The organism is Rhodoluna limnophila (assembly GCF_005845365.1).
Classification (GTDB): domain Bacteria; phylum Actinomycetota; class Actinomycetes; order Actinomycetales; family Microbacteriaceae; genus Rhodoluna; species Rhodoluna limnophila.
Genome location: NZ_CP040509.1, coordinates 189,009 through 214,410 on the forward strand (window position 1 = coordinate 189,009; position 25,402 = coordinate 214,410).

28 protein-coding genes are annotated in these 25,402 nt (G+C 54.3%); 25 read left to right on the forward strand and 3 right to left on the reverse strand.

All coding sequences use genetic code 11. The features are described from left to right. The first annotated feature begins 162 nt into the window (after positions 1-162). The 10 genes from infA (at position 163) to glmM (ending at position 6,552) form a co-directional block, all read left to right on the forward strand. Positions 163-384: a translation initiation factor IF-1 gene (gene infA / locus FFA38_RS00935; protein WP_138274951.1), complete on the forward strand. Its 222-nt coding sequence runs from the start codon at positions 163-165 to the stop codon at positions 382-384. A gap of 37 nt (positions 385-421) precedes the next feature. After that, positions 422-535: a 50S ribosomal protein L36 gene (rpmJ, locus tag FFA38_RS00940; protein WP_038503151.1), complete on the forward strand. Its 114-nt coding sequence runs from the start codon at positions 422-424 to the stop codon at positions 533-535. Between the two features lie 124 nt (positions 536-659). Further along, entirely contained in the window at positions 660-1,037 is a 378-nt protein-coding gene (gene rpsM / locus FFA38_RS00945) for a 30S ribosomal protein S13 (RefSeq protein ID WP_138274952.1), read from the forward strand. 58 nt (positions 1,038-1,095) lie between these two features. After that, positions 1,096-1,494, forward strand: a complete 399-nt coding sequence (gene rpsK / locus FFA38_RS00950) for a 30S ribosomal protein S11 (protein WP_138274953.1) — start codon at positions 1,096-1,098, stop codon at positions 1,492-1,494. A gap of 184 nt (positions 1,495-1,678) precedes the next feature. Next, positions 1,679-2,671, forward strand: a complete 993-nt coding sequence (locus tag FFA38_RS00955; RefSeq protein ID WP_138274954.1) for a DNA-directed RNA polymerase subunit alpha — start codon at positions 1,679-1,681, stop codon at positions 2,669-2,671. A gap of 39 nt (positions 2,672-2,710) precedes the next feature. After that, positions 2,711-3,205 carry a 50S ribosomal protein L17 gene (rplQ, locus tag FFA38_RS00960; RefSeq protein ID WP_138315169.1) on the forward strand — a complete coding sequence of 165 codons (495 nt, stop codon included), beginning with the start codon at positions 2,711-2,713 and terminating at the stop codon, positions 3,203-3,205. 12 nt (positions 3,206-3,217) lie between these two features. Then, positions 3,218-4,084 carry a tRNA pseudouridine(38-40) synthase TruA gene (gene truA / locus FFA38_RS00965; RefSeq protein ID WP_138315171.1) on the forward strand — a complete coding sequence of 289 codons (867 nt, stop codon included), beginning with the start codon at positions 3,218-3,220 and terminating at the stop codon, positions 4,082-4,084. 140 nt (positions 4,085-4,224) lie between these two features. Further along, complete coding sequence (gene rplM, locus FFA38_RS00970) at positions 4,225-4,668, forward strand: 50S ribosomal protein L13 (RefSeq protein WP_138274957.1); 444 nt, start codon at positions 4,225-4,227, stop codon at positions 4,666-4,668. Positions 4,669-4,678: 10 nt separating this feature from the next. Continuing rightward, a complete protein-coding gene (gene rpsI, locus FFA38_RS00975; RefSeq protein ID WP_246030961.1) occupies positions 4,679-5,167 on the forward strand; it encodes a 30S ribosomal protein S9 in 489 nt (162 codons plus the stop codon). Between the two features lie 38 nt (positions 5,168-5,205). Then, positions 5,206-6,552, forward strand: coding sequence for a phosphoglucosamine mutase (glmM, locus tag FFA38_RS00980; protein ID WP_138315173.1), 1,347 nt, complete (start codon positions 5,206-5,208; stop codon positions 6,550-6,552). 21 nt (positions 6,553-6,573) lie between these two features. On the opposite strand, the gene FFA38_RS00985 is transcribed toward glmM, so the two are convergent. Next, complete coding sequence (locus FFA38_RS00985; protein ID WP_138315175.1) at positions 6,574-7,575, reverse strand: tocopherol cyclase family protein; 1,002 nt, start codon at positions 7,573-7,575, stop codon at positions 6,574-6,576. A gap of 29 nt (positions 7,576-7,604) precedes the next feature. Beyond that, positions 7,605-8,534 carry a type I pantothenate kinase gene (gene coaA / locus FFA38_RS00990; RefSeq protein WP_138274960.1) on the reverse strand — a complete coding sequence of 310 codons (930 nt, stop codon included), beginning with the start codon at positions 8,532-8,534 and terminating at the stop codon, positions 7,605-7,607. Positions 8,535-8,564: 30 nt separating this feature from the next. Between coaA and glmS the strand changes: the two genes are divergently transcribed. The 7 genes from glmS to FFA38_RS01025 all read left to right on the forward strand — a co-directional run bounded on the left by glmS (position 8,565) and on the right by FFA38_RS01025 (position 15,032). After that, positions 8,565-10,421, forward strand: coding sequence for a glutamine--fructose-6-phosphate transaminase (isomerizing) (glmS, locus tag FFA38_RS00995; protein ID WP_138315177.1), 1,857 nt, complete (start codon positions 8,565-8,567; stop codon positions 10,419-10,421). Continuing rightward, entirely contained in the window at positions 10,422-10,781 is a 360-nt protein-coding gene (locus FFA38_RS01000) for a holo-ACP synthase (RefSeq protein ID WP_138274962.1), read from the forward strand. Then, on the forward strand, positions 10,781-11,893 hold the full coding sequence (alr, locus tag FFA38_RS01005) for an alanine racemase (RefSeq protein WP_138315179.1): 1,113 nt from the start codon (positions 10,781-10,783) through the stop codon (positions 11,891-11,893). The genes FFA38_RS01000 and alr overlap by 1 nt, the downstream gene beginning before the upstream one ends. Beyond that, positions 11,894-12,358 (forward strand): tRNA (adenosine(37)-N6)-threonylcarbamoyltransferase complex ATPase subunit type 1 TsaE, encoded by a 465-nt coding sequence (gene tsaE / locus FFA38_RS01010; protein ID WP_138315181.1) that lies wholly within the window; start codon positions 11,894-11,896, stop codon positions 12,356-12,358. It abuts the gene before it with no gap. Next, positions 12,358-13,014 carry a tRNA (adenosine(37)-N6)-threonylcarbamoyltransferase complex dimerization subunit type 1 TsaB gene (gene tsaB, locus FFA38_RS01015; protein WP_138315183.1) on the forward strand — a complete coding sequence of 219 codons (657 nt, stop codon included), beginning with the start codon at positions 12,358-12,360 and terminating at the stop codon, positions 13,012-13,014. The genes tsaE and tsaB overlap by 1 nt, the downstream gene beginning before the upstream one ends. Beyond that, entirely contained in the window at positions 13,011-14,522 is a 1,512-nt protein-coding gene (gene tsaD, locus FFA38_RS01020) for a tRNA (adenosine(37)-N6)-threonylcarbamoyltransferase complex transferase subunit TsaD (RefSeq protein ID WP_138315185.1), read from the forward strand. The genes tsaB and tsaD overlap by 4 nt, the downstream gene beginning before the upstream one ends. A gap of 90 nt (positions 14,523-14,612) precedes the next feature. Continuing rightward, positions 14,613-15,032, forward strand: coding sequence for a DUF4190 domain-containing protein (locus tag FFA38_RS01025; RefSeq protein ID WP_138315187.1), 420 nt, complete (start codon positions 14,613-14,615; stop codon positions 15,030-15,032). A 29-nt stretch (positions 15,033-15,061) separates the two neighbouring features. Here the strand turns inward: FFA38_RS01025 and FFA38_RS01030 are convergent, their stop codons facing one another. After that, positions 15,062-16,264 (reverse strand): THUMP-like domain-containing protein, encoded by a 1,203-nt coding sequence (locus tag FFA38_RS01030; RefSeq protein WP_138315189.1) that lies wholly within the window; start codon positions 16,262-16,264, stop codon positions 15,062-15,064. 101 nt (positions 16,265-16,365) lie between these two features. Here FFA38_RS01030 and groES point away from each other — a divergent pair, with 101 nt between their 5' ends. From groES to FFA38_RS01070, 8 genes are all read left to right on the forward strand, one after another. Then, complete coding sequence (gene groES, locus FFA38_RS01035; RefSeq protein ID WP_138276024.1) at positions 16,366-16,662, forward strand: co-chaperone GroES; 297 nt, start codon at positions 16,366-16,368, stop codon at positions 16,660-16,662. A gap of 99 nt (positions 16,663-16,761) precedes the next feature. After that, positions 16,762-18,267: an IMP dehydrogenase gene (gene guaB / locus FFA38_RS01040; protein ID WP_138274969.1), complete on the forward strand. Its 1,506-nt coding sequence runs from the start codon at positions 16,762-16,764 to the stop codon at positions 18,265-18,267. A gap of 28 nt (positions 18,268-18,295) precedes the next feature. Further along, entirely contained in the window at positions 18,296-19,414 is a 1,119-nt protein-coding gene (locus FFA38_RS01045) for a GuaB3 family IMP dehydrogenase-related protein (RefSeq protein WP_138315191.1), read from the forward strand. A gap of 5 nt (positions 19,415-19,419) precedes the next feature. Then, on the forward strand, positions 19,420-20,139 hold the full coding sequence (locus FFA38_RS01050) for an SURF1 family cytochrome oxidase biogenesis protein (RefSeq protein WP_138315193.1): 720 nt from the start codon (positions 19,420-19,422) through the stop codon (positions 20,137-20,139). 4 nt (positions 20,140-20,143) lie between these two features. Further along, positions 20,144-20,587, forward strand: a complete 444-nt coding sequence (locus tag FFA38_RS01055) for a DUF3817 domain-containing protein (RefSeq protein ID WP_138274972.1) — start codon at positions 20,144-20,146, stop codon at positions 20,585-20,587. Then, entirely contained in the window at positions 20,587-22,149 is a 1,563-nt protein-coding gene (guaA, locus tag FFA38_RS01060) for a glutamine-hydrolyzing GMP synthase (protein ID WP_138315196.1), read from the forward strand. Before FFA38_RS01055 ends, guaA begins: the two co-directional genes overlap by 1 nt. A 7-nt stretch (positions 22,150-22,156) precedes the next feature. Continuing rightward, positions 22,157-23,029 (forward strand): glycerophosphodiester phosphodiesterase family protein, encoded by an 873-nt coding sequence (locus FFA38_RS01065; protein ID WP_138315198.1) that lies wholly within the window; start codon positions 22,157-22,159, stop codon positions 23,027-23,029. Between the two features lie 12 nt (positions 23,030-23,041). Beyond that, a complete protein-coding gene (locus tag FFA38_RS01070; protein ID WP_138315200.1) occupies positions 23,042-25,348 on the forward strand; it encodes an ATP-dependent helicase in 2,307 nt (768 codons plus the stop codon). Positions 25,349-25,402 lie beyond the last annotated feature (54 nt).

Genomic DNA, 25,402 nt, shown 5'->3' on the forward strand with positions numbered 1-25,402 from the left:
AATCGGTCGCTGTTGGTGGGCTACTTAGAAAACTTAATTACCAAATTCAGCGCATTTCCAATAGGATTGAATTTCGGTGTTTCTACACGCAATCCCTAATCGAAAGATTTGGTTCTTTTGCGTGCGCCCGAACACTAAAAACTTGAAGTAGATAAGTGAGTTATGGCCAGTAAAGACGGTGTCATCGAGATCGAAGGTTCGGTCGTCGAAGCTCTTCCGAACGCAATGTTCCGCGTTGAGTTGACCAACGGTCACAAGGTCCTTGCCCACATTTCAGGAAAGATGCGTCAGCACTACATCCGTATCCTCCCAGAGGACCGCGTGATTGTTGAGTTGAGTACCTACGACCTAACTCGTGGCCGCATCATTTATCGCTACAAATAAAAACGGTTAGCAATAACCCTTAATAGAAGTAAGAGACATGAAGGTAAACCCAAGCGTCAAGAAGATTTGCGACAAGTGCAAGGTCATTCGTCGTCACGGTCGCGTCATGGTTATCTGCGACAACCCACGTCACAAGCAGCGCCAGGGCTAAATAACTAAAAACAAAAAAGGCAGCACAACATCCCTCGGGGTGTTACCTCCGGAGAAGGCCGGAGCCCAATCGTGAGATTCGGATGTGTTGCTCCAGACCTTCTAAACAAACAAGGAGAAATCCCATGGCACGTGTTGCCGGAGCCGATATTCCAGACGCGAAGCGCGTCGAAATCGCACTTACCTACATCTACGGCATTGGCCGTACTCGCTCAGTCCAGATCTTGGCTGAGACCAAAGTTGACAAGAACATCCGCGTAAAGGACCTTACCGACGACCAGCTAGTCGCTATCCGTGACTACATCGAAGGTAACTACAAGGTTGAGGGTGACCTCCGCCGTGATGTTGCAGCAGACATTCGCCGCAAGGTTGAAATCGGCTCATACGAGGGTATCCGTCACCGCAAGGGCCTACCGGTCCGCGGTCAGCGTACCAAGACCAACGCACGTACTCGCAAGGGTCCAAAGCGTACCGTAGCCGGCAAGAAGAAGGCGGCACGCTAGTAGCCCTTAGGCACTAAGCAGCCCCTCATCACAAACCTTAAGAATTTAGGAGAAACTCATGGCAGCACCTAAGGCAAGCGTTCGCAAGCCACGCCGCAAAGAGAAGAAGAACATTGTTGTAGGCCAGGCCCACATCAAGAGCACCTTCAACAACACCATCGTTTCAATCACTGACGCCACCGGCGCTGTGATCTCATGGTCATCATCTGGTGATGTTGGCTTCAAGGGTTCACGTAAGTCAACCCCATTCGCAGCTCAGCTTGCAGCTGAAGCAGCAGCACGTAAGGCACAGGAGCACGGCCTAAAGAAGGTTGACGTTTTCGTGAAGGGCCCAGGCTCAGGTCGCGAAACCGCAATCCGTTCACTTCAGGCTGCAGGTCTAGAGGTTGGTTCAATCTCAGACGTAACTCCTCAGGCTCACAACGGCTGCCGCCCACCAAAGCGTCGCCGCGTCTAACCTTTGGTTTCGCATCCGACTGGGTGTGCAATTGCCTGAACTTCGGCAACTGCACGCCGAGTTAGAAACCCCACCGCGGGTTTCAGCCCAGTTTTAATCTCGCAACAAACCTGAACAGTGGCCACTGATCAGGCCCCAACAAATAGACATCAAATAGCGGATGTCTAGCTGAAAGGAACCAAACGTGCTGATTGCACAGCGTCCAACTCTTCACGAAGAAGTACTAGCACCTAACCGTTCACGCTTTGCTCTAGAGCCTCTAGAGCCTGGCTTCGGTTACACCCTAGGAAACTCACTCCGCCGTACCCTACTTTCATCTATCCCAGGTGCAGCTGTTACCAACATCCGCATTGAGGGTGTTCGTCACGAGTTCAGCACCATCGAAGGCGTTAAAGAAGACGTCACCGAGATCATCTTGAACATCAAGGACCTCGTAGTCTCTTCAGAGCACGACGCACCTGTTGTTGCTCACCTACGCAAGCAGACCGCTGGCGTTGTGACCGCTGCTGACATCCAGGTTCCTGCTGGTGTTGAGGTTCACAACCCTGAGTTGGTAATTGCAACAATCAACGCAAAGGCAAAGTTCGAAGTTGAGCTAACCATCGAGCGTGGCCGTGGCTACGTTCAGGCTTCTCAGAACCGCAACCCAGATGCAGATGCCGGTGTAATTCCAATCGACTCAATCTATTCACCAGTTCTAAAGGTTTCTTACCGCGTTGAGGCAACTCGTGCCGGTGAGTTCACTAACTTCGACAAGCTGATTGTTGATGTTGAGACCAAGCCATCAATCACTCCTCGCGATGCTGTTGCATCTGCCGGAAGCACTTTGGTTGAGTTGTTCGGTCTTGCGCGCGAGCTAAACGTTGCAGCAGAAGGTATCGAGATCGGCCCAGCACCAGTTGAGGCCGGCCTTTCGCCAGAGCTTGCAATGCCTATCGAAGACCTGGACCTAACCGTCCGTTCATACAACTGCCTAAAGCGTGAGGGCATCAACACCGTTAGCGAGCTAATCGGTCTTTCAGAAGACCAGTTGATGAACATCCGCAACTTCGGTAGCAAGTCGGTAGATGAGGTTCGCGACAAGCTAACCTCAATGGGACTAAAGTTCAAGGACGCCGTCCCAGGCTTCGACGCAGCTTACTTCAGCTCGGCTTACGACGAGGACGACCAGGCGTAAGCCGGTCTCCAGATCACAGAAATCTAAGAGGAGAAATCAATGCCTACCCCAACTAAGGGACCACGTCTAGGTGGCGGACCAGCTCACGAGCGTCTAATGCTTCGTAACATGGCTACTTCGCTATTCAAGCACGGCAAGATCACCACGACTGAGACCAAGGCAAAGCGCCTTCGTCCAGTTGCTGAGCGTCTTGTCACCTTCGCAAAGCGCGGAGACCTGCACGCACGTCGTCGCGTTATGCAGCAGATCACTGACAAGTCAGTTGTTCACGAGCTGTTCGCAAACGTCGCACCGTTGGTTGCAGACCGCCAGGGTGGCTACACCCGCATCACCAAGCTTGGCTACCGTAAGGGCGACAACGCTCCTTTGGCGCTAATCGAGCTTGTTCTTGAGCCAGTAGCCCCAAAGAACGCAACCAAGAAGCCTAAGCTTGCTAACTCTGTCAAGGCAGTTGCAGCTCCTGTTGAGGCTCCAGCCGAGGTCGTTGAGACCCCAGCTGAGGACGCAGCAGTAGAGGCTCCAGCAGCAGAGTAGTTTTAGTTTCAAATGAATCAACCCGTTGACCGCTCGGTTAACGGGTTGATTCGTTACCGTTTGAATTTTGCCTACGATGGCACCAACTATTGGGGCTTCGCCAAGCAAAAAGGATTCGCCACCGTTCAGGGTGAACTCGTTACTGCGCTAACCACTGCATTCGGTGAATCGAAGACGGATTTCGATATGCGCGTTGCCGGCCGCACCGATGCCGGAGTGCATGCCTACGACCAGGTAATCCACATTGACCTCAGCCAAGAGCAGCTCAAGCGCCTTGGTCGAACCAAAGGGTTTCTGGGTAAACTCAACGATCTTTTGCCTGAGGACATCCGGGTTCATTCAGTTGAGCTGGCCCCACCGGGATTCGACGCCCGATTCTCAGCCTCGTATCGGCGTTACCGCTACCGAATCGCTGACGGCGAAGCAAATAAGAACCCACTCAAGCAGCGATACACCCACTGGATTAAGCATCCGCTAGACGTGACCGCGATGCAGCTGGCAGCTTTTGAACTTATTGGCCTGCACGATTACGCATCATTCTGTCGCGCAAAAGTTGGGGCAACCACAATCCGCCACGTCCGCGAGATAACCGTAAAGCGCAATCCAGCTGACGACAACGTCATCGAAGTTGAATTGCAAGCAGATGCCTTTTGCCACAACATGGTGCGCTCTATCGTGGGCGGGCTGATTGCTGCTGGCGAGGGTAAGGCTGGGCCAACCGAGATTGCAGCCACTTTGGCCAGGCTAACCCGAGTTGGTTCATACAAGGTTTCACCTGCTCGAGGGCTGACATTGATCGAGATTGGCTACCCGGCCGATGACCAATTGGCCGAGCAGGCCGAGCGTGCCAGAAACATGCGAACCCTGGATGAAAATTAGGGTTTGACCACAGGCACATGTTCGGGCTAGACTTGACCTTTGGTATTGGCAGTTAGCCAATGTGAAAACGTGAATCCCGAGAAGATCTCTTCTAGCGCGGATTCATTTCAATCCGACACAGAAGTAGAAGGCAATTTAACGTGCGTACTTATTCTCCAAAGGCTCACGAGCTGAGCAACGAGTGGCTAGTCATCGACGCCGCTGATGTAGTTCTCGGCCGTCTAGCAACCCACGCAGCAGCACTGTTGCGCGGAAAGCACAAGCCGACTTTTGCACCACACATGGACAACGGTGACTTCGTCATCATCATCAACGCTGAGAAGGTTGCTCTAACTGGCGCCAAGCTCAAGCAGAAGAAGGCATACCGCCACTCTGGTTACCCAGGTGGTCTTACTGCAACCACTTACTCTGAGCTTCTAGAGAAGAACCCAGAGAAGGCTGTAGAGAAGGCAATCAAGGGCATGCTTCCTCACAACAAGCTAGGTGCAACCCAGCTTGCAAAGCTAAAGGTTTACCGCGGTGCTGAGCACCCACACGCTGCACAGCAGCCAAAGCCTTTCATCATCGACCAGGTAGCTCAGTAAGGAATCCCTCGTGGCTAAAGACATCGCAGAAGACGTAGTTTCAACAGAGAGCTACACCACCGAGACCCCTGCAGCTAAGGCTGCACCGGCTAAGTCACGTGGCGCACTGACCACTCCTGGTGCCGGCCTTGGCCGTCGCAAAGAGGCAGTTGCTCGTGTTCGCATCATGCCAGGTACCGGTGTTATCAAGGTAAACGGCCGTGACTTCGCTGAGTACTTCCCAAACAAGCTTCACCAGCAGCTAATCACTGACCCATTCACCATCCTTGACCTAAAGGGTGCTTACGACGTAATCGCTCGTATCTCAGGTGGTGGCTCAGCTGGTCAGGCTGGTGCACTTCGTCTAGGTATTGCTCGTGCACTAAACGAGATCGACCGCGACAACAACCGTCCTTCACTAAAGAAGGCTGGCTTCCTAAAGCGCGACCCACGTGTTATCGAGCGCAAGAAGGCTGGTCTGAAGAAGGCACGTAAGGCTTCTCAGTTCTCGAAGCGTTAATCCAACACTTCACGCTTTCAAAAGCATAGACTCACGATATGGCGAGACTCTTTGGCACCGATGGTGTTCGAGGTCTCGCCAATCGTGATTTAACGGCACAACTTGCATTTGATCTGGCCCAGGCCGCCGCAATTGTGCTTGGCGAAGATGCCCGATCAAGAGGCATAAAGCCAAAAGCGGTTATCGGCCGTGACCCACGTATCTCAGGTGAGTTTCTAGCCGCCGCAATCTCAGCCGGATTAGCTAGTTCAGGCGTAGACGTTTTTGACGCTGGCGTGCTGCCAACACCGGCAACCGCATTTTTGACCGCCGACCTTGACGCCGACTTTGGCGTCATGATCTCGGCCTCTCATAATCCTGCCCCAGATAATGGCATCAAGTTCTTCTCTCGCGGCGGGCACAAATTGCCTGATGAGGTTGAAGACAAAATTGAAGCCGCTATCGGTGCTGAAAAACTTGCCCCGCTAGGTGGCGCAGTTGGTCACGTACAGCGGTTCGCTGATGCCGAAGACCGCTACATCGTTCACCTCTTGCGTTCACTACCAAACCGCCTTGACGGTCTAACCGTGGTTGTTGACTGTGCTCACGGTGCAGCAGCGGGTGTATCGCCGCAGGTTTTCACCGATGCTGGCGCAAAGGTATTTGTTATCGGGGCAGAGCCAGACGGCAACAACATCAACCTCGGATACGGTTCAACCCACATGTCAGCCTTGCAGTCGGCTGTGCTTGAGCACGGTGCCGATTTTGGTGTGGCTCACGATGGAGATGCCGACCGCTGCTTGGCCGTTGATGCCAACGGTGCCATTATCGATGGCGACCAAATCATGGCGATTTTGGCTCTATCTCTGAAGGAGCGCGGCCAATTGGCTCGCAACACTTTGGTGGCAACCGTGATGAGTAACCTCGGTTTGCGAATTGCAATGCAAGAAAACAACATCGAGATGATTGAAACCGGTGTTGGTGACCGCTACGTTCTTGAAGCGATGCGCGACGGTGGCTACACCCTCGGGGGTGAGCAATCAGGGCACGTGATTTTTGCCCAGTATGCAACCACTGGCGATGGAATTTTGACCGGCCTAAAAATTGGCGCCGAGATGGCCCGCACTGAGAAATCTTTGGCGGAACTGGCTTCGGTCATGAACATCTATCCGCAGGTTTTGATCAATGTGCCTGGCGTAGATAAAACGCGAGTCGAGACCGATGCTGAACTGCAGAAGGTAGTGGCAGAGGCTGAGGCCGATCTGCACGGTACCGGACGAGTTCTCTTGCGGGCATCGGGAACCGAGCCGTTGGTTCGAGTTATGGTCGAGGCCGCTGAGGCCGGAACCGCTCAGTCTTGGGCTGAGCGTATTGCTCGAGTAGTTGAAAAGCAGCTGGCTCTCTAGAAACTGCCGGTTTTGGCCTAACTATTGGCCTGCACCAAGAAGTTTTTGAATATCACCAAAGACCTCCAGGCCGGCACAGGTTCCGCGCCCCTCATACAAAACTGAGCCATCATTGCCTATGTGCTTGAGCTCAATCACCGCATCTAGAGTTTCTTCAACCCGCTGGTACATCGCCGACCTAAGCGGTGCGTGAAGCAGCCCGCCCCTGACCCGCGCTGCCCGAATTTCAAGGGTTCCATCTGGTCCGGTGAGTGACCAGGTCACGTGTGAGTCATCGATGTTCAAAAGGGCTTCTTTGGAGCCGTTGTAGGTGGCCCAACGATTCAGTTTGCCCGAATGTTTGAATCCGATGATGAACCCGCGGAACGAGCTTGCCAACCAAGGGATTATGGCCACTGACGCAACCAGTGATGCATCAGGCGCACCTTCAAAGTGATTTGAAGCCATCCATACGTATCCGGCTGGGAAGGATTTTCCCCAATCCTTCTCGATGTAACCCCGGCCACCGGACAGATCTACTTGGTTGCCCTCGATCTCAAGCACGCCACCAAGGCTGTGGCCAAAACTCACAACACCGTGAAAACACTCCATGAGTGGAACCATGCCGTACCAACCCATGATTCCTGGTTCGCGCAGAGTCACCGGCCACGGATCTAGGGGACTCGTGTACCTAACCTGCCCGCGCAATTGAGGTAGGTCAAGATCTGCACCGAAGGCATTGAAGGTGTTGTTGCCAATCTTGACTTCAAATTTATCCCTGGCTGCGTGAAAGGCATCGGTGTTGAATTTATGAAACCAAGACCGGCCGGTAAGCCCATCGAGTACCTGAATAAACGCCTGGTTCTGATCAGGGCTAGAGCTGCGCTGGCCGCGAAAGATGCCGGGGATTACCGCCCACCGTTGGGTCTGGTCGGCGCTGACAATTTTGATGTACCAGCCCTCAAAAAACAGGTTGTTTTTGCCGGTTCCGTGAAAAGCCTCAGGGTGCATTACCCCCTGTACGAAAGCACCGATACTCTGCATGCCTTCACACTACGCCCAAAACCGGGGCTTTAGAGCTTGCGCAGCAGAACGCGCTCAACCTGGTGGTTGGCGCCCTTCTGAAGCACTAGTGTGGCGCGAGATCGGGTAGGCAAAATGTTCTCAACCAGGTTTGGCAGGTTGATGGTTGCCCAGATCTCATTTGCTCGAGCCAACGCCTTCTCAACCGGCATTTCTGCATAGCGGTGAAAGTAGGAAGCAGGGTTGGTAAAGGCCGATTCACGCAATTTGTAGAACCGGTTCAAGAACCATTCGGTGATGTTTTCGGTGGCAGCATCCACGTAAATTTTGAAGTCAAAAAAGTCACTCAAAGCCACATCTTGGCCAGAGCCCGGTGACTGCAGAACGTTCAAGCCCTCGATGATCAGAACATCTGGCCGTGTAACGGTGGCGGTCTCACCCGGCACGATGTTGTAACTCAAGTGTGAGTAAACCGGTGCTGTGGTTTCGGCCGCGCCGCTCTTGATGTCAGCTACAAACTTCAGAAGGGCAAGCCTGTCATAGGACTCCGGAAACCCTTTGCGGTGCATGATCCCGCGCTTCTCGAGCTCTTCGTTCGGGTATAGAAATCCGTCGGTGGTGATGAGCTCAACCTGCGGGGTGCCATCCCATCTGCTCAGCAATTCTTTGAGCAAACGTGAAACGGTTGACTTACCAACTGCCACAGAACCGGCAACACCGATGATGAAAGGCACGCGACCTGACTGGCTGCCCAAAAAGTTTGATGTGGCCTGGTGCAGCTTTTGGTGCTCGGCCACGTAGAGGTTTAGTAATCGACTGAGCGGAAGGTAGACGTCCTTAACTTCTTTGATATCCAAGAAGTCACCAAGGCCCCGGATTTGCTGAATCTCGGCCTCAGTTAGGGGGAGGTCGGTGGTATTTCCGAGTTCTGCCCAGTCGGCTCGAGAAATCTCATTGAAAGGGCTCAGCGCATCGCTCACAAAGAGCCATTCTGCCGTAAATTAGAACGCATGTGTGGAATCGTCGGTTACGTAGGCCCAAAATCAACTCTGGATGTACTTCTAGGTGGCCTTCGTCGACTTGAATACCGCGGTTACGACTCAGCTGGAGTATCGGTGGTCACCAACGGTGGCAGCCTTGAAACCCGCAAAAAAGCTGGCAAGTTAGACAACCTGGTTTCAGAAATCACCAATCACCCGGTTGCTGACTCTCACATTGGCATTGGCCACACCCGCTGGGCAACCCACGGTGCCCCAACTGACGGCAACGCACACCCGCACCTTGGTGGGCCAACCAGCAAACTTGCCCTGATTCACAATGGCATTATCGAAAACTTCTCGGCGCTCAAGGCCGAGCTTTTGGCTGAGGGAACCCGCTTTTCGAGCGAGACCGACTCTGAGGTGGCTGCACACCTGATTGCCCGCGAGTTTGAAAAGACCAACGACCTACCGAGCGCTTTTGCCAACGTTGTGGTGCGACTGCACGGGGCCTTCACCATTTTGGTGATTCACGAGGACCAGCCAGATGTGGTTTTGGCGGCTCGCCGAAACGCACCGTTGGTGATTGGTCTTGGTGACGGCGAGAACTTCCTAGGTTCAGACGTTGCAGCCTTTGTGGAGCACACTAAGCGCGCAATTTCGGTCGGTCAGGATGAGATTGTCATCTTGCGCTCCGATTCGGTAGAAGTACGCACCTTTGACGGCGCCCCAGTTGTGCCAACTGAATTCACCGTTGACTGGGATGCCTCGGCAGCCAGCAAGGGTGGATGGTCAAGCTTTATGGCCAAGGAGATTGCGGACCAGCCTCAGGCGGTTGCTGACACCCTCATGGGTCGTCTGGCATCTGATGGTTCAGTGACCCTCTCCGAAATCGATGGACTTTCTGAACAGGACATCCTGGCAATTGATCGCATCATCATGGTGGCCTGTGGCACTGCAGCGTATGCCTGCGATGTTGCCAAGTACGCGATTGAGAAATTCTCAAGAATTCCGGTCCAGGTTGAGCTGTCTCACGAGTTCCGCTACCGCGACCCAATCGTGACCCCGAACACTTTGATTGTTGCCGTGAGCCAGTCGGGCGAGACCATGGATACCTTGATGGCTACCCGATACGCAAAAGAAGCCGGCGCCAAAGTGCTGGCCATTTGCAACACTCAGGGTGCAACCCTGGCTCGTGAATCTGACGCCGTGATTTACACCCACGCAGGCCCAGAGGTGGCGGTTGCCTCGACCAAGGCACTCGTTGCGCAAATCACCGCCGGGTACCTCTTGGCGCTATTTTTGGCTGCCGGCCGCGCAGCAACTCCAAAGGCAGAGCTGGCGCGACTTGGCCAGGAACTTTTGAAGATGCCGGCTAACTTAACCCAGGTACTTGAGCGCCTCGACCCAATCCGTGGACTTGCCAAGCAAATGGCAGATGCTAAATCTGTGCTGTTCTTGGGCCGAAATGTTGGGTTCCCGATTGCCATGGAAGGCGCGTTGAAGCTCAAGGAATTGGCTTACATCCATGCCGAAGGATTTGCCGCTGGCGAATTGAAGCACGGCCCTATTGCCTTGATTGAAGAGGGGCAACCGGTATTTGTAATCGTGCCAAGCCCGAACGATGTCGACAGTCTGCACCCGAAAGTCATCTCTAACATCCAAGAGATTCGTGCCCGCGGTGCACAGGTAATTGCCATTGCTGAAGAGGGTGACACTGAGGTTGGCAACTTTGCCGAGCACGTGACTTTTGTGCCGTCCTGCGAAAACATTTTCTCGGCAATTCTCAACGTAGTTCCACTGCAGACTTTTGCACTCGAGTTGTCACAGGCCAAGGGGCTTGATGTTGATCAGCCTCGAAACCTGGCCAAGTCAGTAACCGTCGAATAAATGATTATCGGTGTTGGTGTAGATACGGTTCAGTTGAGCCGATTTGAAGCAAAACTAACCGAGACCCCGCGACTCAAAGATCGACTGTTTTTAGACATTGAAACCATCGATGCCAGCATCAAAACTCTTGCCGGGCGCTTTGCTGCCAAAGAGGCGGTTATCAAAGCCCTGAGCGGAGCACCTGGAATTGAATGGCACGGCATTGAGGTGGGCAAAGAATCAACCGGTAAGCCGGTGATTTGGCTGCACGGCGAAACAGCTAGTGTGGCACTTAGGGCAGGCGTGAGAAAATTGCACCTGTCGATTAGCCACGACGGAGATGTTGCCGTGGCCTTTGTAGTTGCCGAAGGAGGTCTTTGATGCGCGAGTTGTTGATTGACCTCGATGCAGTGGCTACCAACCTAAAGACTATGAAGGCACGCGTTGGCCAGGCCATGGTTATGGGAGTTGTGAAGGCCGACGCATACGGCCACGGCATGATTCCGGTGGCTCGCAAACTCGAGGCAGCCGGGGTTGATTACCTTGGCGTTGCCGATGTCAGTGAAGCCCTTGAGCTTCGTGATGCAGGAATCGATTTGCCGATTTTGGCCTGGCTTCACGACCCACGCGAGACGTTTGTACGTGCTGTAGCTGCCGGGATTGAGTTGGGTGTTGCAAACGTTGAGCAACTGGAGCGGGTTGCCAAAGCGGCCGAACACCTCGGTCGCGTTGCCCGAGTTCACCTCAAGGTTGATACCGGCCTGGGTCGCAACGGCGCGAGTGCCGCTGAGTGGCCATCGGTGTTGAAAACCGCACACGGATTAGTGGCCGAGGGTTTTATTCAGGTCGTAGCGATTTTTAGTCACCTCTCATGCACCAGCGAGGCTGACGATCTGCTACAAATCGAGAAGTTTGAATCTGCCTGCCAGGCTGCACGAGATGCCCAACTTGATTTTGAGCTGCGGCACCTCACTGCTTCGGACGGCTCGCTGCGCTACCCGCAGGCCCACTACGAAATGGTTCGTCTCGGCATTGCGCTGTACGGACTATCTCCTTTCACCGAAAACCACTCTTCAGACTTTGGGTTGGTGCCGGCGATGACCGCAACCGCTTTGGTCACCCAGGTCAAGCGCGTTGAGGCAGGGCACGGTGTGAGTTACGGGTATTTGCACCGAACTCAGGCTGAAAGCACATTGGCTCTAGTGCCGGTTGGTTATGCCGAGGGTCTGCCGCGAAATTCCAGTGGGCGTGCACAGGTTTCAATCAACGGCAAGAATTACCCAATCAGCAGTCGAATTGCTATGGATCAATTTGTCTTGGATGTTGGCGACGATAAGGTTGCCGAGGGCGACACCGTGACCATTTTTGGTGACCCGGCTGCTGGAGTGCCTTCTGCCGATGACTTGGCCATTGCCGGTGACACCATCAACTACGAAATCGTTACCCGCATCGGTGGACGATTCAAGCGCCACTACCTAGGTGAAGAAGTCTAGATGGCCAAGGTTCTGGCCAAACTAACTATCGAAACCTCAGAAGAAATGCACGAACTGGGGCTGCGTTTGGCTACCGTTTTTCAAGCTGGCGACCTCATTCTGCTAACTGGTCCGCTCGGTGCCGGCAAAACCACACTCACTCGCGGAATCGGTGAGGCGCTTGGCGCAATCGGTAACGTATCGAGCCCAACTTTTGTTTTGGCCCGAACCCACTCCTGTGGCGAGGGTCGGCCAGCCTTGGTTCACGTTGACGCCTACCGACTTTCGAGCGCTGCCGAACTTGATGACTTAGACATCGATTTTCCTAATTCGATAACCATCGTGGAGTGGGGCAAAGGGCTTACCGACGGCATCACCGATAACTGGCTTGAAATTGAAATTGAGCGCGATCACACCGGAGAGTCAGAAGTACGTGAGTTGGTTTTGACCGGTTACGGAGAGCGTTGGGCGGGTGTGAGCATCTGATGGGGTACACGCTAGCCATTGACACCTCTGCCGGAACCTCGGTTGCTCTAACTCGCGCCGGAGCGCCAATTGCTGAGTACAACGACTCCAGCAACATGAAGCACGCAGAGGGTATCGGCGCTGCTATTGCTGCTGTGCTAGCCCAGGGTGGCGTGAAAGCCAAGGATGTGGCCACGGTTGTGGTTGGTCGAGGACCGGCGCCATTCACCGGCTTGCGGGTTGGAATTGCTGCGGCCATGATGTTTGCAGAGGGTGCCGGGGCAAAATTGTTTGGCGTAGTTAGCCTTGACGCAATTGCTTTGGAAGCCCTTAGTGACGAGGCAATTGCCGCGCAGGTTGCTGCGGGTGTTCCGCTATTAATTACAGCCGATGCCCGCCGCCAAGAGGTTTACTGGGGTCTCTACTCTGGGCTCTCAAAATCAGGCGCACCAATTTGCATAGAAGGTCCGGGGGTAATCAAGCCTGCCGCGCTCGCCGAATTAATGCAGCAGCGGGGCGTTCAACCCATCGAGGTTAGCGCCACGGTTTTTGCAACCCGCCTAAGCCAAGTGTTCGACGCACAGGTTATTGATGGCGCAGCCAGCCAGGATGTTTCGGCACTTTATCTTCGTGAGCCGGATGCGGTGCCTTCACCGGGCAAGAGGGTTAGCGGATGAACAGTTGGGTAATACGCAGCGCAATTGAGTCAGACCTTGACTCAATCATGGCGCTAGAGCACGAGTGTTTTCCGGTTGATGCCTGGTCGCGCGAGAACATGCATTTTGAGATTTTGGCCCATCACACCCACTATCTGGTTGCGCACATCGGTGCAGATTTAGTGGCATTTGCGGGGCTCAGCAAGGTGCCCGGCAGTGATCAAAGTGACATTCAAACCATTGCCGTTGCTGACTCGCTCAGGGGGCGCGGCTTAGGCAAGCAGCTTATGAGCCAGCTTTTATCTGAAGCACGCCGGCTGCATGCCGCCGAGGTGTTTCTTGAGGTCCGCGCCGATAATTTGCCGGCCCAAAAACTCTACGAATCGCTGGGTTTTGAACACATCGATACTCGCAAGCGCTACTACCAGCCTGACAACGTTGATGCCTGGGTAATGCGCCTGCAGTTTGCCAAGGGGTCAATTGGCCGCGAGCCAATCGTTTTGGGTATCGAGTCATCATGTGATGAAACCGGCGTGGGTATTGTTCGCGGGTCGACTCTGCTGGCCAACGTTATTTCTTCTTCGATGGATGAGCACTCGCGCTTTGGCGGTGTGGTGCCCGAGATTGCTGCGCGAGCCCACCTTGAGGCATTGCAGCCAACCCTGCACCAAGCGCTAGCGGCGGCAAAGTTGAGCCTCAAAGACATCGATGCAATTGCTGTGACCAACGGGCCGGGCTTAGGTGGCGCCCTGATGGTCGGCGTCGGCGCAGCCAAGGCGCTATCGGTTGCTCTAGACAAACCGATTTACGCGGTGAATCACCTGGTGGGTCACGTAGGCGTTGACATTCTGGAACGCGGCAAACTTGAAACCCCAACCATTGCGCTTCTGGTCAGTGGCGGGCACACCTCATTGCTTTTGGTTCGCGATCTACTCGACGACGTTGAGTTGTTGGGCGAGACCATCGATGATGCCGCGGGGGAGGCCTTCGACAAGGTTGCCCGCGTGCTCGGGCTCAAGTATCCAGGCGGCCCTGAGATTGATCGGGCAGCCGTCGGCGGCGACCCAAAGGCAATTCGTTTTCCACGCGGATTGAGTTTGCCGAAAGACATGGAGAAGCACCGATACAACTTCTCGTTCTCTGGTTTGAAAACAGCGGTGGCTCGGTGGGTTGAGTCTGCCGAGACCCGCGGTGAGTCGATCAATAAAGCTGATGTGGCGGCAAGTTTTAGAGAAGCAGTTGCCGACGTACTGGTGACCAAAGCCGTTAACGCGTGCCTAGATTACGGAGTTCCGCGCTTGCTCCTGGGTGGCGGTGTGGTGGCAAACTCGCGGCTTCGCGAACTGGCTGCCGAAAAGTGTGCCGAGCACGGTATTGAGCTGCGCATTCCGGCCCTTAGTTTGTGCACGGATAACGGCGCGATGATTGCTGCGCTCGGTGCGCAACTCATGATGGCTGGCCGCCAGCCTTCATCGCTTAATTTCGGAGCGGACTCGACGCTGCCAGTAACCTCGGTACAAACTCACTAGTTAACCCCAGCGTTCTCACAGGCTGTTCTCAGCCTTGATTGTTTGACTGAACGCGAGTTGAAAAACTTATCTACCTAAGGAGTAAGCCAAATGGCTGACAAGACTGAAAAGACTGAAGCTACCGAAAAGGCAGCTAAAAAGACCGAGGCCGCTGCAACCCAGGCTGTTGAGAGCCCTGTTGCTGCAAAGAAGTTTGACTTCACCTCACTCAACTCGCTGGCTGTAGTTTCACTGGCAACCGCGCTTACCAGCGTTGGTGCTGTAGCTGCGGTTATCACCGGTCACATTGCCTTGGCTCAGATCAAGAAGTCAGGTGCTTCTGGTCGCGCACTGGCAATCGCCGGTTTGGTGGTTGGTTATGCAACCATCGCGTTCTGGGCTTTCTCAAGCCTGGTCTGGGTTGGCCTTGCCCTCAAGGGCTTTGGTGCCGGCTACGGCATGATGGGCTGGGATCACTTCGGTAGCTACGGCACTGAAAACTACGGCCCGGGAATGATGGGCAACCGCTAAAGGTTTCAAATAGAGTTCGCGAGACTGACCTATTTCAGTGCTTCGCAAACAAGAACTCGATGGGCGTCGCCCACTCTGGTAACAATCAGGGTGGCGGCGCCTTTGCCTTTGGGCGCCAATTCTTTTCTAAGCTCCTCGGGCACAACATCCGAGCCGCGCTTTTTGATTTCAAGAATTCCGATGCCCCGCTCGCGCAAGTAGGCCTTGAGTTTCTTGCGGTCAAACGCCAGGTTTTCAAGCACGCGATACCCCTTTAGCCACGGTGACTTTATTTCGTTGGCCGCGGTTAGGTAGGCAATTTCTGGGCTAAAAATATGAGCACCGATGCTCTGGGCCAATTGCCCCAGCAGGTGAGAGCGGATTACCGCGTTGTCGGGTTCGTAAACAAATTCCTCAAGCTCACCAAGTTCTGCGTCTAGGCGTTCGGTCGAGTCACTGGTGATTTCGTGCTTTGCATCGGCGGTGATTAGCAATGCCGAACGTTTGATGTTTGGTCTGGCTAGTGAGCCAAACCAGAGGGTTAGCTCGACTAAGTTTCCGCCAACCGAAACCCACTGTGCTTCGGCATTATCGGGGATGCCCTCGTGCGGATGCCCCGGCCCAAATTTGACGCCGGTTGGCTTTTGGGCAGCGGCCGCCAAAACAAAATCAAAGGATGGAGAGAACGCCGCAGGGTCAAATTTTCGGGTGGCTCGCTCACGATTTGGGCCACCAAGTTCGCGGCGTGCCGGGTCAAGAAACAGTGCGCCAAACTTGCTGAGATCAATCTCGGTCACGTCTGCCTGCTGAACCTCGGCATTATCAAAGGGCGCCAGGTTATAGGTGGCAATCGCGGCAGTCACCTCGTCAAGTTCAAAGGAGTGAACCTTGATGTCAAGGCTTGCCAGCGCCAAAGATTCAGCACCGATACCGCAACCCAGATCAGCAACATCATCGATGCCGGCTTTGCGAAAGCGGTCGGCGTGGAGTGCGGCTACGTTGAGCCGCGAAGCCTGCTCGAGCCCGGCCTCAGTGAACAGCATTCGGTCGGCAAATGGCCCAAATTTGGCCTTGGCTTGGCGCCGAAGTTTGGCTTGGGTTAGCACAGCGGCTACTAAGCTCGGGTCGCTTCCGCCTGCCCTAAGTTTTGAAACCAGCTGCACGACATCGGTTTTGGCTTCGAGCGGACCGACTTTTTCTAACAGGGCTTGCCCCTCGGGTGAGAGCAGGGCAATAAAGTCTTGGCGATCCATATTCCAAGGCTACCAATCAGCCACCAGCGAACAGTTTTTAGCACTCAACGGGAGAGAGTGCTAACATGGAAGCACAACCCGTCTTAGAAGAAAAGGTCAAAATGTCGGTTCAGATTAAGCCACTTGAAGATCGCATTGTTGTTCGCCCAGTAGAGGCCGAGCAGGTCACCGCTTCGGGTCTGGTTATTCCAGACACCGCAAAAGAGAAGCCACAGGAGGCCGAGGTTATCGCCGTAGGTCCAGGCCGCATCGACGAGCGTGGCAACCGTATCCCGGTTGACGTTGCAGTCGGCGACAAGGTTATTTTCTCGAAGTACGGCGGCACCGAGCTTAAGTTCGCTGGCGAAGAGTTCCTAGTGCTATCAGCTCGCGATGTACTTGCAGTTGTAGTTCGCTAAGAATCAAAAACTTGGAGAGACCCTGGCCTAGTGCTGGGGTCTTTCTTTTTACCCAAATCAACTTTTAGGCAGGCCCGTGTTGGCGGGTAGAATTGTCAAATGACTTCTCATGACCCTTTCGGCTTTGTAGGCCTGACATACGACGACGTCCTTCTTCTTCCTGGTGAATCAAACATCGTTCCATCCGGTGTAAACACCAAGACTCGTATCACCAAGCGCCTTGAGGTAAACGTGCCTTTGCTGTCTTCAGCAATGGACACCGTGACCGAGGCCCGGATGGCAATTGCAATGGCACGCCAGGGCGGTATCGGGGTGCTTCACCGCAACCTTTCACTTGACGCTCAGGCCAGCGAAGTTGACCTAGTCAAGCGCTCTGAAGCCGGAATGATTACCCACCCGGTAACCACAACCCCGCTTGCCACCATTCAAGAGGTTGACGAGCTTTGTGGCCGCTACCGCGTCTCTGGCCTACCGGTTGTTGACGAAGATGGTCGCCTAGTGGGCATCGTGACCAACCGCGATATGCGATTTGTACTTGATGTTCAGCGCACAACAACTTTGGTGAAAGACGTCATGACCCCGATGCCTTTGATCACCGCACCGTTCGACATCAACCCAGATGATGCGATTGCAATTTTTGCTCAGCACCGAATTGAGAAGCTTCCGCTGATTGATGGCTCAGGAAAACTCCGCGGCCTAATCACAGTCAAGGACTTCGACAAGTCAGAGAAGTACCCGCTGGCTTCAAAAGACGCTAACGGGCGCCTTTTGGTTGCTGCCGCTGTGGGCGTTGGCCAGGATGCCTGGGAGCGCTCAATGGCTTTGGTTGAAGCCGGCGTTGACCTTTTGATTGTTGACACCGCACACGGCCACAACAACGCCGTTCTCGAAATGATTGCCAAGCTAAAGGCTGAACCGTTTGCCAAGAACGTTGACATCATGGGCGGAAACGTAGCCACCCGTGAGGGCGCTCAGGCTCTAGTTGATGCAGGTGCTGACGCTGTAAAGGTTGGTGTTGGTCCGGGCTCAATCTGTACCACCCGCGTAGTTGCTGGTGTCGGTGTGCCTCAGGTCACCGCTGTTTACCAGGCTTCTCTAGCAGCTCGACCAGCCGGCGTTCCAGTTATCGCCGATGGTGGTTTGCAGTACTCAGGTGACATTCCAAAGGCCATCGTGGCCGGTGCCAACGCGGTAATGATTGGCTCTCTTCTTGCCGGTACCGATGAAGCCCCTGGCGACATCACGTTTGTTGGTGGCAAGCAGTACAAGACCTACCGCGGAATGGGTTCATTGGGTGCAATGCAGTCTCGTGGCCAGGCCAAGTCCTACTCAAAGGACCGTTACTTCCAGGATGACGTTCTTCGCGAGGACAAGCTGGTTCCAGAGGGCATCGAGGGCCGCGTTGCTTACCGTGGTTCAGTTGCCACCGTGGTTCACCAGTTGGTCGGAGGCCTTCGTGCCTCAATGGGCTATGTCGGCTCAGAGACAATCCCTGAACTACAGGAAAAGGGCAAGTTTGTTCGCATCACTGCGGCCGGGCTAAAAGAGTCTCACCCACACGACATCCAGATGACCGTTGAAGCACCAAACTACGGAACCCGCTAAACAGCGGCCGGTTTAGGAAACAAAACTTATGAGTGAAATGGAAATCGGTCGCGGCAAGCGTGGCCAGCGTGCCTGGGCGTTTGACGACATCGCAATTGTGCCGTCACGCCGCACCCGCGACCCACGCGATGTTTCAACTACCTGGAAGATCGACGCTTACGATTTTCAGCTGCCCGTTATCGGTGCACCAATGGACTCTGTGGTCTCACCTGAAACCGCAATTGCCATTGGCAAGCTGGGTGGTCTGGGTGTGCTTGACCTCGAGGGTCTTTGGACTCGCTACGAGGACCCAACCCCGTACCTGAGCGAAATTGCCAAGTTGCCTGCCGAGGCTGCAACCCAGCGCATGCAGCAGATTTACTCTGAGCCAATCAAGGCTGAATTAATTCGCGACCGCATTGCCCAGATCCGTGCAGCCGGCGTAACTGTTGCCGGTGCACTCTCACCAAAGCGCGCAGCGGAGTTCAGCGACACAGTCATCAAGGCTGGCCTTGACATGTTTGTGATTCGCGGAACAACTGTCTCAGCCGAGCACGTTTCAAAGACCCAAGAGGCCCTAAACCTCAAGGAGTTCATCTACAAGCTTGATGTTCCGGTAATCGTTGGTGGTGCCGCTACTTACACCTCAGCGCTGCACCTAATGCGTACCGGTGCCGCTGGCGTTCTTGTTGGCTTCGGCGGTGGCGCAGCATCAACCACTCGCCGCGTGCTTGGCATTCATGCCCCGATGGCTACAGCTGTGGCCGACGTTGCCGGCGCTCGCCGCGACTACATGGATGAGTCTGGCGGCCGCTACGTGCACGTAATTGCTGACGGCGGTTTGGGTACTGCCGGTGACATTGTGAAGGCAATCGCTGTTGGCGCTGATGCCGTAATGCTTGGTTCAGTTTTGGCCCGAGCAGAAGAAGCACCGGGTCAGGGTTGGCACTGGGGGCAAGAGGCCTTCAACCAAGAGCTTCCTCGCGGTCACAAGGTTGAGGTCGGCACCGCCGGCACCCTTGAGCAGATCCTGGTTGGACCATCTTCAAAGGCCGATGGCTCAACAAACCTAATGGGTGCGCTTCGCCGCTCAATGGCAACCACCGGATACTCCGACGTCAAGGAGTTCCAGCGCGTTGACGTTGTAGTGGCTCCGTACCACGCCTAAACGCCATGCCAAAAAGGGCGCCAAACTTCTTTACTGTCGCTAGGCAGCCAAAGTGGATTGGCGCTCTTTTGCTTTCTCTTGGCGTAGCCGCGATTTTTGCGCTGCTTGGTCAGTGGCAACTTGATCGAACCTTCACCAAAGACCTTCCGGCCGTTACTGCACAGAACCTTGATTCGGTGTCGGTCACTATCGATACCCAAAACGTCTACATCGTGGCTAACCGGCTACACAAGGGTGAGCTGGGTTACTGGTTGGTGGCAAATTCCACCGATGAAGCTGGGCGTAGCCAAACTTTGGCTTTGGGTTGGTCTGCCAACCTGGATGAACTGAAGGCCGAGCGTCAGGCAATCCGGACCTCGATGGTTGCCCAGCAGTTGGTCACATTCGAAGGCGTTTTGATTCCGACCGAAGCACCGCAGCGTCAAACCCGAGAAGAAAACTACATCTTCGATTCGCTATCACTGGCGCAATTGGTGAACTTCTACTCACCCGATGAGCCAATTGAATCGAACCCACAAATTTTAGCCTTCACCGGTCACAGCCAGGCTTCGGCATGGCCGCCACTTCAGTCCATCGAGGTTACCTACGAGCAAGGTCAGCAAATTAACTGGCTGAGCGCTTTTTACTTTTTAGAGTGGATTGTCTTTGCCGGTTTTGCCATGTTCCTTTGGTGGCGTTTGGTTCGAGACGAACAAATCCGCCTTGGCAGTGAACCGGTAAACTAGACCAATGACCTCCCCAAACGCTGCCCAGGTGCCAACTATTAAGTCGGCCCTAAAGTTCTTCAAGGTCACCTCCTACATCACCGGCATCTTCTTGATTTTGATCATGGTCCTGTGGGCGATTCGTCTGATCTGGAGCGCAGATGTTTGGATTGGCGGACCAGACGGCCTAATTGCGCTGGCGCAGTTTTCAGTAGACCCATCAACCGGCGAAAAAGTTGGTTTGCCAGGTCCACAAATTCCAAATGACTTCACAACTGTTTCGCTGATTATTCACGGATGGCTCTACGTTGCCTACCTGTTCGGTGACTTCAGGCTCTGGACTCTGCTCCGTTGGAGCTTCTTGCGTTTCTTGGTAATTGCTCTTGGTGGAGTAATTCCTTTCCTCTCATTCTTCACCGAGCGCTACTACTCCAAGGTGGCCGAAGCTGATCTAAAGAAGGTGGCCTAATGACCGCTAACCGCCCAGTTCTAGTCGTTGACTTCGGCGCGCAGTACGCACAGCTAATTGCTCGTCGCGTGCGCGAAGCATCGGTGTATTCAGAAATTGTGCACCACAACGTAACCGCTGCTGAGGTAGCGGCAAAAAATCCGCTTGCCATCATTCTTTCGGGCGGCCCATCATCGGTCTACGAAGACGGCTCACCAAAGCTTGACCCTGCAATTCTTGAGCTGGGCGTGCCTGTGCTTGGCATTTGCTACGGTTTTCAGACTCTGGCCAACACCCTCGGCGGCACCGTTGAACCAACCGGTATTCGCGAATACGGCGCTACCGAGCTGACTGTAAAGGCGGGTGGTCAGATTCTTGATGGCCAGCCAGAGTCACAGATTTGCTGGATGAGCCACGGCGACCAGGTAACCAAGGCGCCAGAGGGCTTTGAAGTTTTGGCTTCGACCGACATTACCCCGGTTGCCGCCTTTGCCAACCACGAGAAGAAGATCTACGGTGTGCAGTGGCACCCTGAAGTAAAGCACTCTCAGTTTGGCCAGGACGTCCTGGTTAACTTCTTGCACAACGCTGCCGGAATTCCGGCCGACTGGAACTCGGGCAACGTAATTGCCGAGCAGGTTGAGAAGATTCGTGCTCAGGTCGGTGACGCCCGAGTAATTTGTGGTCTATCAGGTGGCGTTGACTCAGCCGTTGCGGCTGCATTGGTGCACAAGGCTGTTGGTGACCAACTGGTTTGTGTATTCGTGAACCACGGTCTTTTGCGTCAGGATGAAGCTGAGCAGGTAGAGCGCGACTACGTAGCCGCCACAGGTATCCGTTTGGTCACCGTGAATGTCGAAGACAAGTTCCTAAACGCTCTTGCCGGTGTCAGCGACCCTGAAACTAAGCGCAAGATCATTGGTCGCGAATTCATCCGTACCTTTGAAGAAGCTCAGGCTGCGCTTTACGAAGAGTCAAAGGCCGATAACCGCCCGATCAAGTTCTTGGTTCAGGGCACCCTTTACCCAGATGTTGTTGAATCTGGTGGCGGTGCAACCGCGGGCATCAAGAGCCACCACAACGTTGGTGGATTGCCTGACGACATTGAGTTTGAGTTGGTTGAGCCACTTCGCACCCTATTTAAGGATGAAGTGCGTGCCATCGGTGCCGAACTTGGCCTTCCGGCTGAGATTGTTCAGCGTCAACCATTCCCAGGCCCAGGCCTCGGAATCCGCATTGTTGGCGAGATCACCAAAGAACGTCTAGACCTACTCCGCAAGGCTGACGCGATTGTTCGTGCCGAGCTGACCGCTGCTGGACTTGACGCTGAAATCTGGCAGTGCCCAGTTGTGCTGCTTGCTGATGTTCGCTCAGTTGGCGTGCAGGGAGATGGCCGCACCTATGGTCACCCAATTGTTCTGCGCCCAGTTTCTTCTGAAGATGCCATGACCGCCGACTGGACTCGCGTGCCTTACGACGTGCTGGCCAAGATCTCGAACCGTATTACCAACGAGGTAGATGGCGTGAACCGAGTGGTCCTTGACGTAACCTCAAAGCCACCAGGCACCATCGAATGGGAATAGTCCTTAAATGAAGGTCTTTGGTCACCGCGGTGCCTGCGGTTATCGTCCAGAAAACACCCTCGAATCTTTTGAGTTGGCGTTTCAACAGGGCGCAACCGCCATTGAGTGTGACCTGGTGCCAACCAAAGACCATCGTTTGATTATTCGTCACGAGAACGAACTTTCGCACACCACTGACATTCAGAGTCACCCACAGTTTGCCGATCGGTTCAAGGAAGTTCTGATGTACGGCCACTGGCCAGTCTCTGGCTGGTTCAGCGAAGATTTCACTTTGGCTGAGATAAAAGAACTTCGGGCCATCGAGCGGATTCCTGACGAAAGGCCGGGCAGCGCCAAATTTGATGGCCAGTTTGGAATTCCGACTATCGAAGAGCTGTTAGCCGCTGATTTCATAGCTGGCAAGACCTTGATTATCGAGGTCAAACATGGCTCGCACTTTGCGCAACTGGGTTTCGACATGGTTGGCGACCTAAAGTCAGCGATCGACTCCAGTGACTATAAATCTCGCGGCGTTGAGTTGGTCTTTGAAAGCTTCAACCTTGAGGTCACCGTGGACCTCAAGCAAAGAATCGCCGGCGATCACAAATACATTTTCTTGGTAGACACCTGGGGTATGCCCACCGAGATTTCCATCGATGATTTTTTGGACGATGTAGCAAGCAAAGTTGACGGTATCAGTTTCAACTTTGACCTGTTGACGCCTGATTTGGTCAAGGCCGCACGCGACCGAAACTTGGTAATTTACACCTGGACTGCACAGGTTGAAAAAGCAGAAAATAGCGTTGAGGAGTACCTCATGCAATTTGTGAATATGGGCGTTGACGGTGTCTTTACAGACCAGCCTGATTTGTTGGCCGAACTTGTCGCTGGCCTAGCCTAAACTTGCGTAGTTATGTCTGAGCTTGATCTTTTTTCTAATGCCTTTGGGGCAAGTGAGCGCCTGGTTGAAGGCCTAAACCCGCAGCAGCGCGCTGCCGTCGAATACCGTGGCCCTGCCCTGCTGATTGTTGCCGGCGCTGGTTCGGGCAAGACCCGAGTACTGACTCACCGCATCGCGCACCTGCTTGCCAACCGTGAGGCATGGCCGTCACAAATTTTGGCAATCACCTTTACCAATAAAGCAGCGGCTGAGATGCGCGAGCGCGTTAAAGACCTGCTCGGTGAAGCAGCCGACGGCATGTGGCTCAAGACTTTTCACTCTGCCTGCGTGCTGATTTTGCGCCGCGAGGCCGAACGCCTAGGTCACGATTCAAACTTCACCATTTATGACTCAGGTGACAGCCGAGCAATCCTGAAGCGCTTGATCAAAGACACCGCAGCTGACATTCACAAGCTGACCCCGGCCGGTGTGGCATCCGTGATTTCAAACGCCAAAAATGAGCTTGCCGACGCAGAGTCATTTGCGCGCAACGCAGACATGAATGACCCAGTAGCCCGGGTAATTTCTGAAGTCTTCACCCGTTACCAGGCTGAGCTTCGGCGCAATAATGCCTTTGACTTCGATGACCTGATCGGCGAGACAGTTCACCTTTTCCGTGCGTTCCCAGATGTTCTGGCTCGCTACCAAGAGAAGTTCAAGCACATCTTGGTTGATGAGTATCAGGACACAAACCACGCTCAATACGCACTGATTCGTGAGTTGGCGGCCAAGGCTTCACTAACCGTGGTGGGTGACTCTGACCAGTCGATTTATGCTTTCCGTGGCGCCGATATTCGCAACATCACCGAATTCGAAAAAGACTTCCCGGGTGCCAAAACCATCCTGCTTGAGCAAAACTATCGCTCAACCCAAAACATTCTTTCGGCAGCTAACGCGGTAATTTCAAACAACTTTGACCGCCCGGCCAAAAACCTGTGGACCGCCTCAGGTGATGGCGAAAAGATCGTTGGTTACACCGGTTATTCAGCGCACGACGAGGCCCAGTTCATAGCTGATGAAATCAATAAGCTGCACCGTGAGGGCATGAATTACCGAGACATCGCGGTCATGTACCGCACCAACTCGCAGACTCGAGCCCTTGAAGATATTTTTGTGCGTTCTGCACTTCCGTATCGAGTAGTCGGCGGCACCAAGTTCTACGAGCGTCAAGAAATTAAAGACGCAATGGCCTACCTTGTGGCCATCAGCAATAACCGCGACGACCTAGCTACCCGCCGAATTTTGAACGTGCCAAAGCGCGGTATCGGTGACGCCAGCGAAACCCAGATTGCCAACTTTGCGGCTCGCAACGAGCTATCGGTGCGCCAGGTTTTGGGTCATGTAAACGAACTGGGTTTTGGCCCAAAAATCACCACTGCCATCACCCAATTGTCTGACCTACTCAACGAGCTTGAAGCTGGCATTGAGTCAACGCCGGTTGACGTCATTTTGCGTTCGGTTCTTGAGCGCACCGGTTACATCGATGCCCTGCGTGCCAGCCGAGACCCCCAGGATGAAGCCCGAGTTGAGAACCTCGAGGAACTTGTCTCGGTGACCCGAGAGTTCCAGCGCAATAACCCAGAGGGCCGACTTCCTGATTTCTTGAACGAAGTTGCGCTGGTCGCTGCCGCTGACGAGATCGATGACGAGTCCGGAACCGTCTCGCTAATGACTCTGCACACTGCCAAGGGTCTTGAGTATGACGCCGTGTTCTTGACTGGAATCGAAGAGGGCCTCTTGCCTCACCGAATGTCATTCTTGACTCCGGGTGGAATGGCTGAAGAACGCCGCCTCTTCTACGTGGGTATCACCCGAGCTCGCAAGAAACTTCACATTAGCTTGGCCATGATGCGCACCACATTTGGTGATTCTGAAGCGTCTACCCCAAGCCGCTATTTGCAAGAAATACCAGATTCTCTAATTGACTGGCGTGAGTCAGGTGCCGGTTCGGGCCGTGGTCTACCTAGCGGCCGCTACCGCAACTCGATTGCCGATGACCAGGGTTACGGCTCTTCATCGGGCGGCTCGTCTGGTGGGTATGGCGGCACGCCGTCGACCAAACCTAAGACTGAGTGGAAGGGCGCCATCAGCTCGGTCCGCAACAACGAGGGGCTGCAACTTACAGCGGGCGAGTTTGTCATGCACGCCGACTTTGGCAAGGGCAAGGTTATTGCCACCGCCGGAGAGGGTGCTCGTCAAACAGCTGAGATCCACTTCGGCAGCATCGGTGTAAAGCGCCTATTGGTGAAGGTTGCGCCAATCGAAAAACTAGAGGCTTAGCCGGCGGTTTCGGGCAGAACTGGCGTGGGCAACAGCGCTAAACTTAGAGGGTTG

Bases quoted from the DNA above. Each gene is read 5' to 3' on its own strand.
- truA (WP_138315171.1), top strand. From the start codon at position 3,218: ATGAATCAACCCGTTGACCGCTCGGTTAACGGGTTGATTCGTTACCGT.
- infA (WP_138274951.1), top strand. From the start codon at position 163: ATGGCCAGTAAAGACGGTGTCATCGAGATCGAAGGTTCGGTCGTCGAA.
- glmM (WP_138315173.1), top strand. From the start codon at position 5,206: ATGGCGAGACTCTTTGGCACCGATGGTGTTCGAGGTCTCGCCAATCGT.
- rpsM (WP_138274952.1), top strand. From the start codon at position 660: ATGGCACGTGTTGCCGGAGCCGATATTCCAGACGCGAAGCGCGTCGAA.
- FFA38_RS01050 (WP_138315193.1), top strand. From the start codon at position 19,420: ATGCCAAAAAGGGCGCCAAACTTCTTTACTGTCGCTAGGCAGCCAAAG.
- guaB (WP_138274969.1), top strand. From the start codon at position 16,762: ATGACTTCTCATGACCCTTTCGGCTTTGTAGGCCTGACATACGACGAC.
- tsaD (WP_138315185.1), top strand. From the start codon at position 13,011: ATGAACAGTTGGGTAATACGCAGCGCAATTGAGTCAGACCTTGACTCA.
- FFA38_RS01025 (WP_138315187.1), top strand. From the start codon at position 14,613: ATGGCTGACAAGACTGAAAAGACTGAAGCTACCGAAAAGGCAGCTAAA.
- rplQ (WP_138315169.1), top strand. From the start codon at position 2,711: ATGCCTACCCCAACTAAGGGACCACGTCTAGGTGGCGGACCAGCTCAC.
- FFA38_RS01030 (WP_138315189.1), bottom strand. From the start codon at position 16,264: ATGGATCGCCAAGACTTTATTGCCCTGCTCTCACCCGAGGGGCAAGCC.
- alr (WP_138315179.1), top strand. From the start codon at position 10,781: ATGCGCGAGTTGTTGATTGACCTCGATGCAGTGGCTACCAACCTAAAG.
- FFA38_RS00985 (WP_138315175.1), bottom strand. From the start codon at position 7,575: ATGCAGAGTATCGGTGCTTTCGTACAGGGGGTAATGCACCCTGAGGCT.
- FFA38_RS01070 (WP_138315200.1), top strand. From the start codon at position 23,042: ATGTCTGAGCTTGATCTTTTTTCTAATGCCTTTGGGGCAAGTGAGCGC.
- tsaE (WP_138315181.1), top strand. From the start codon at position 11,894: ATGGCCAAGGTTCTGGCCAAACTAACTATCGAAACCTCAGAAGAAATG.
- glmS (WP_138315177.1), top strand. From the start codon at position 8,565: ATGTGTGGAATCGTCGGTTACGTAGGCCCAAAATCAACTCTGGATGTA.
- guaA (WP_138315196.1), top strand. From the start codon at position 20,587: ATGACCGCTAACCGCCCAGTTCTAGTCGTTGACTTCGGCGCGCAGTAC.
- FFA38_RS01055 (WP_138274972.1), top strand. From the start codon at position 20,144: ATGACCTCCCCAAACGCTGCCCAGGTGCCAACTATTAAGTCGGCCCTA.
- FFA38_RS01045 (WP_138315191.1), top strand. From the start codon at position 18,296: ATGAGTGAAATGGAAATCGGTCGCGGCAAGCGTGGCCAGCGTGCCTGG.
- FFA38_RS01000 (WP_138274962.1), top strand. From the start codon at position 10,422: ATGATTATCGGTGTTGGTGTAGATACGGTTCAGTTGAGCCGATTTGAA.
- FFA38_RS01065 (WP_138315198.1), top strand. From the start codon at position 22,157: ATGAAGGTCTTTGGTCACCGCGGTGCCTGCGGTTATCGTCCAGAAAAC.
- rpmJ (WP_038503151.1), top strand. From the start codon at position 422: ATGAAGGTAAACCCAAGCGTCAAGAAGATTTGCGACAAGTGCAAGGTC.
- rpsK (WP_138274953.1), top strand. From the start codon at position 1,096: ATGGCAGCACCTAAGGCAAGCGTTCGCAAGCCACGCCGCAAAGAGAAG.
- tsaB (WP_138315183.1), top strand. From the start codon at position 12,358: ATGGGGTACACGCTAGCCATTGACACCTCTGCCGGAACCTCGGTTGCT.
- groES (WP_138276024.1), top strand. From the start codon at position 16,366: ATGTCGGTTCAGATTAAGCCACTTGAAGATCGCATTGTTGTTCGCCCA.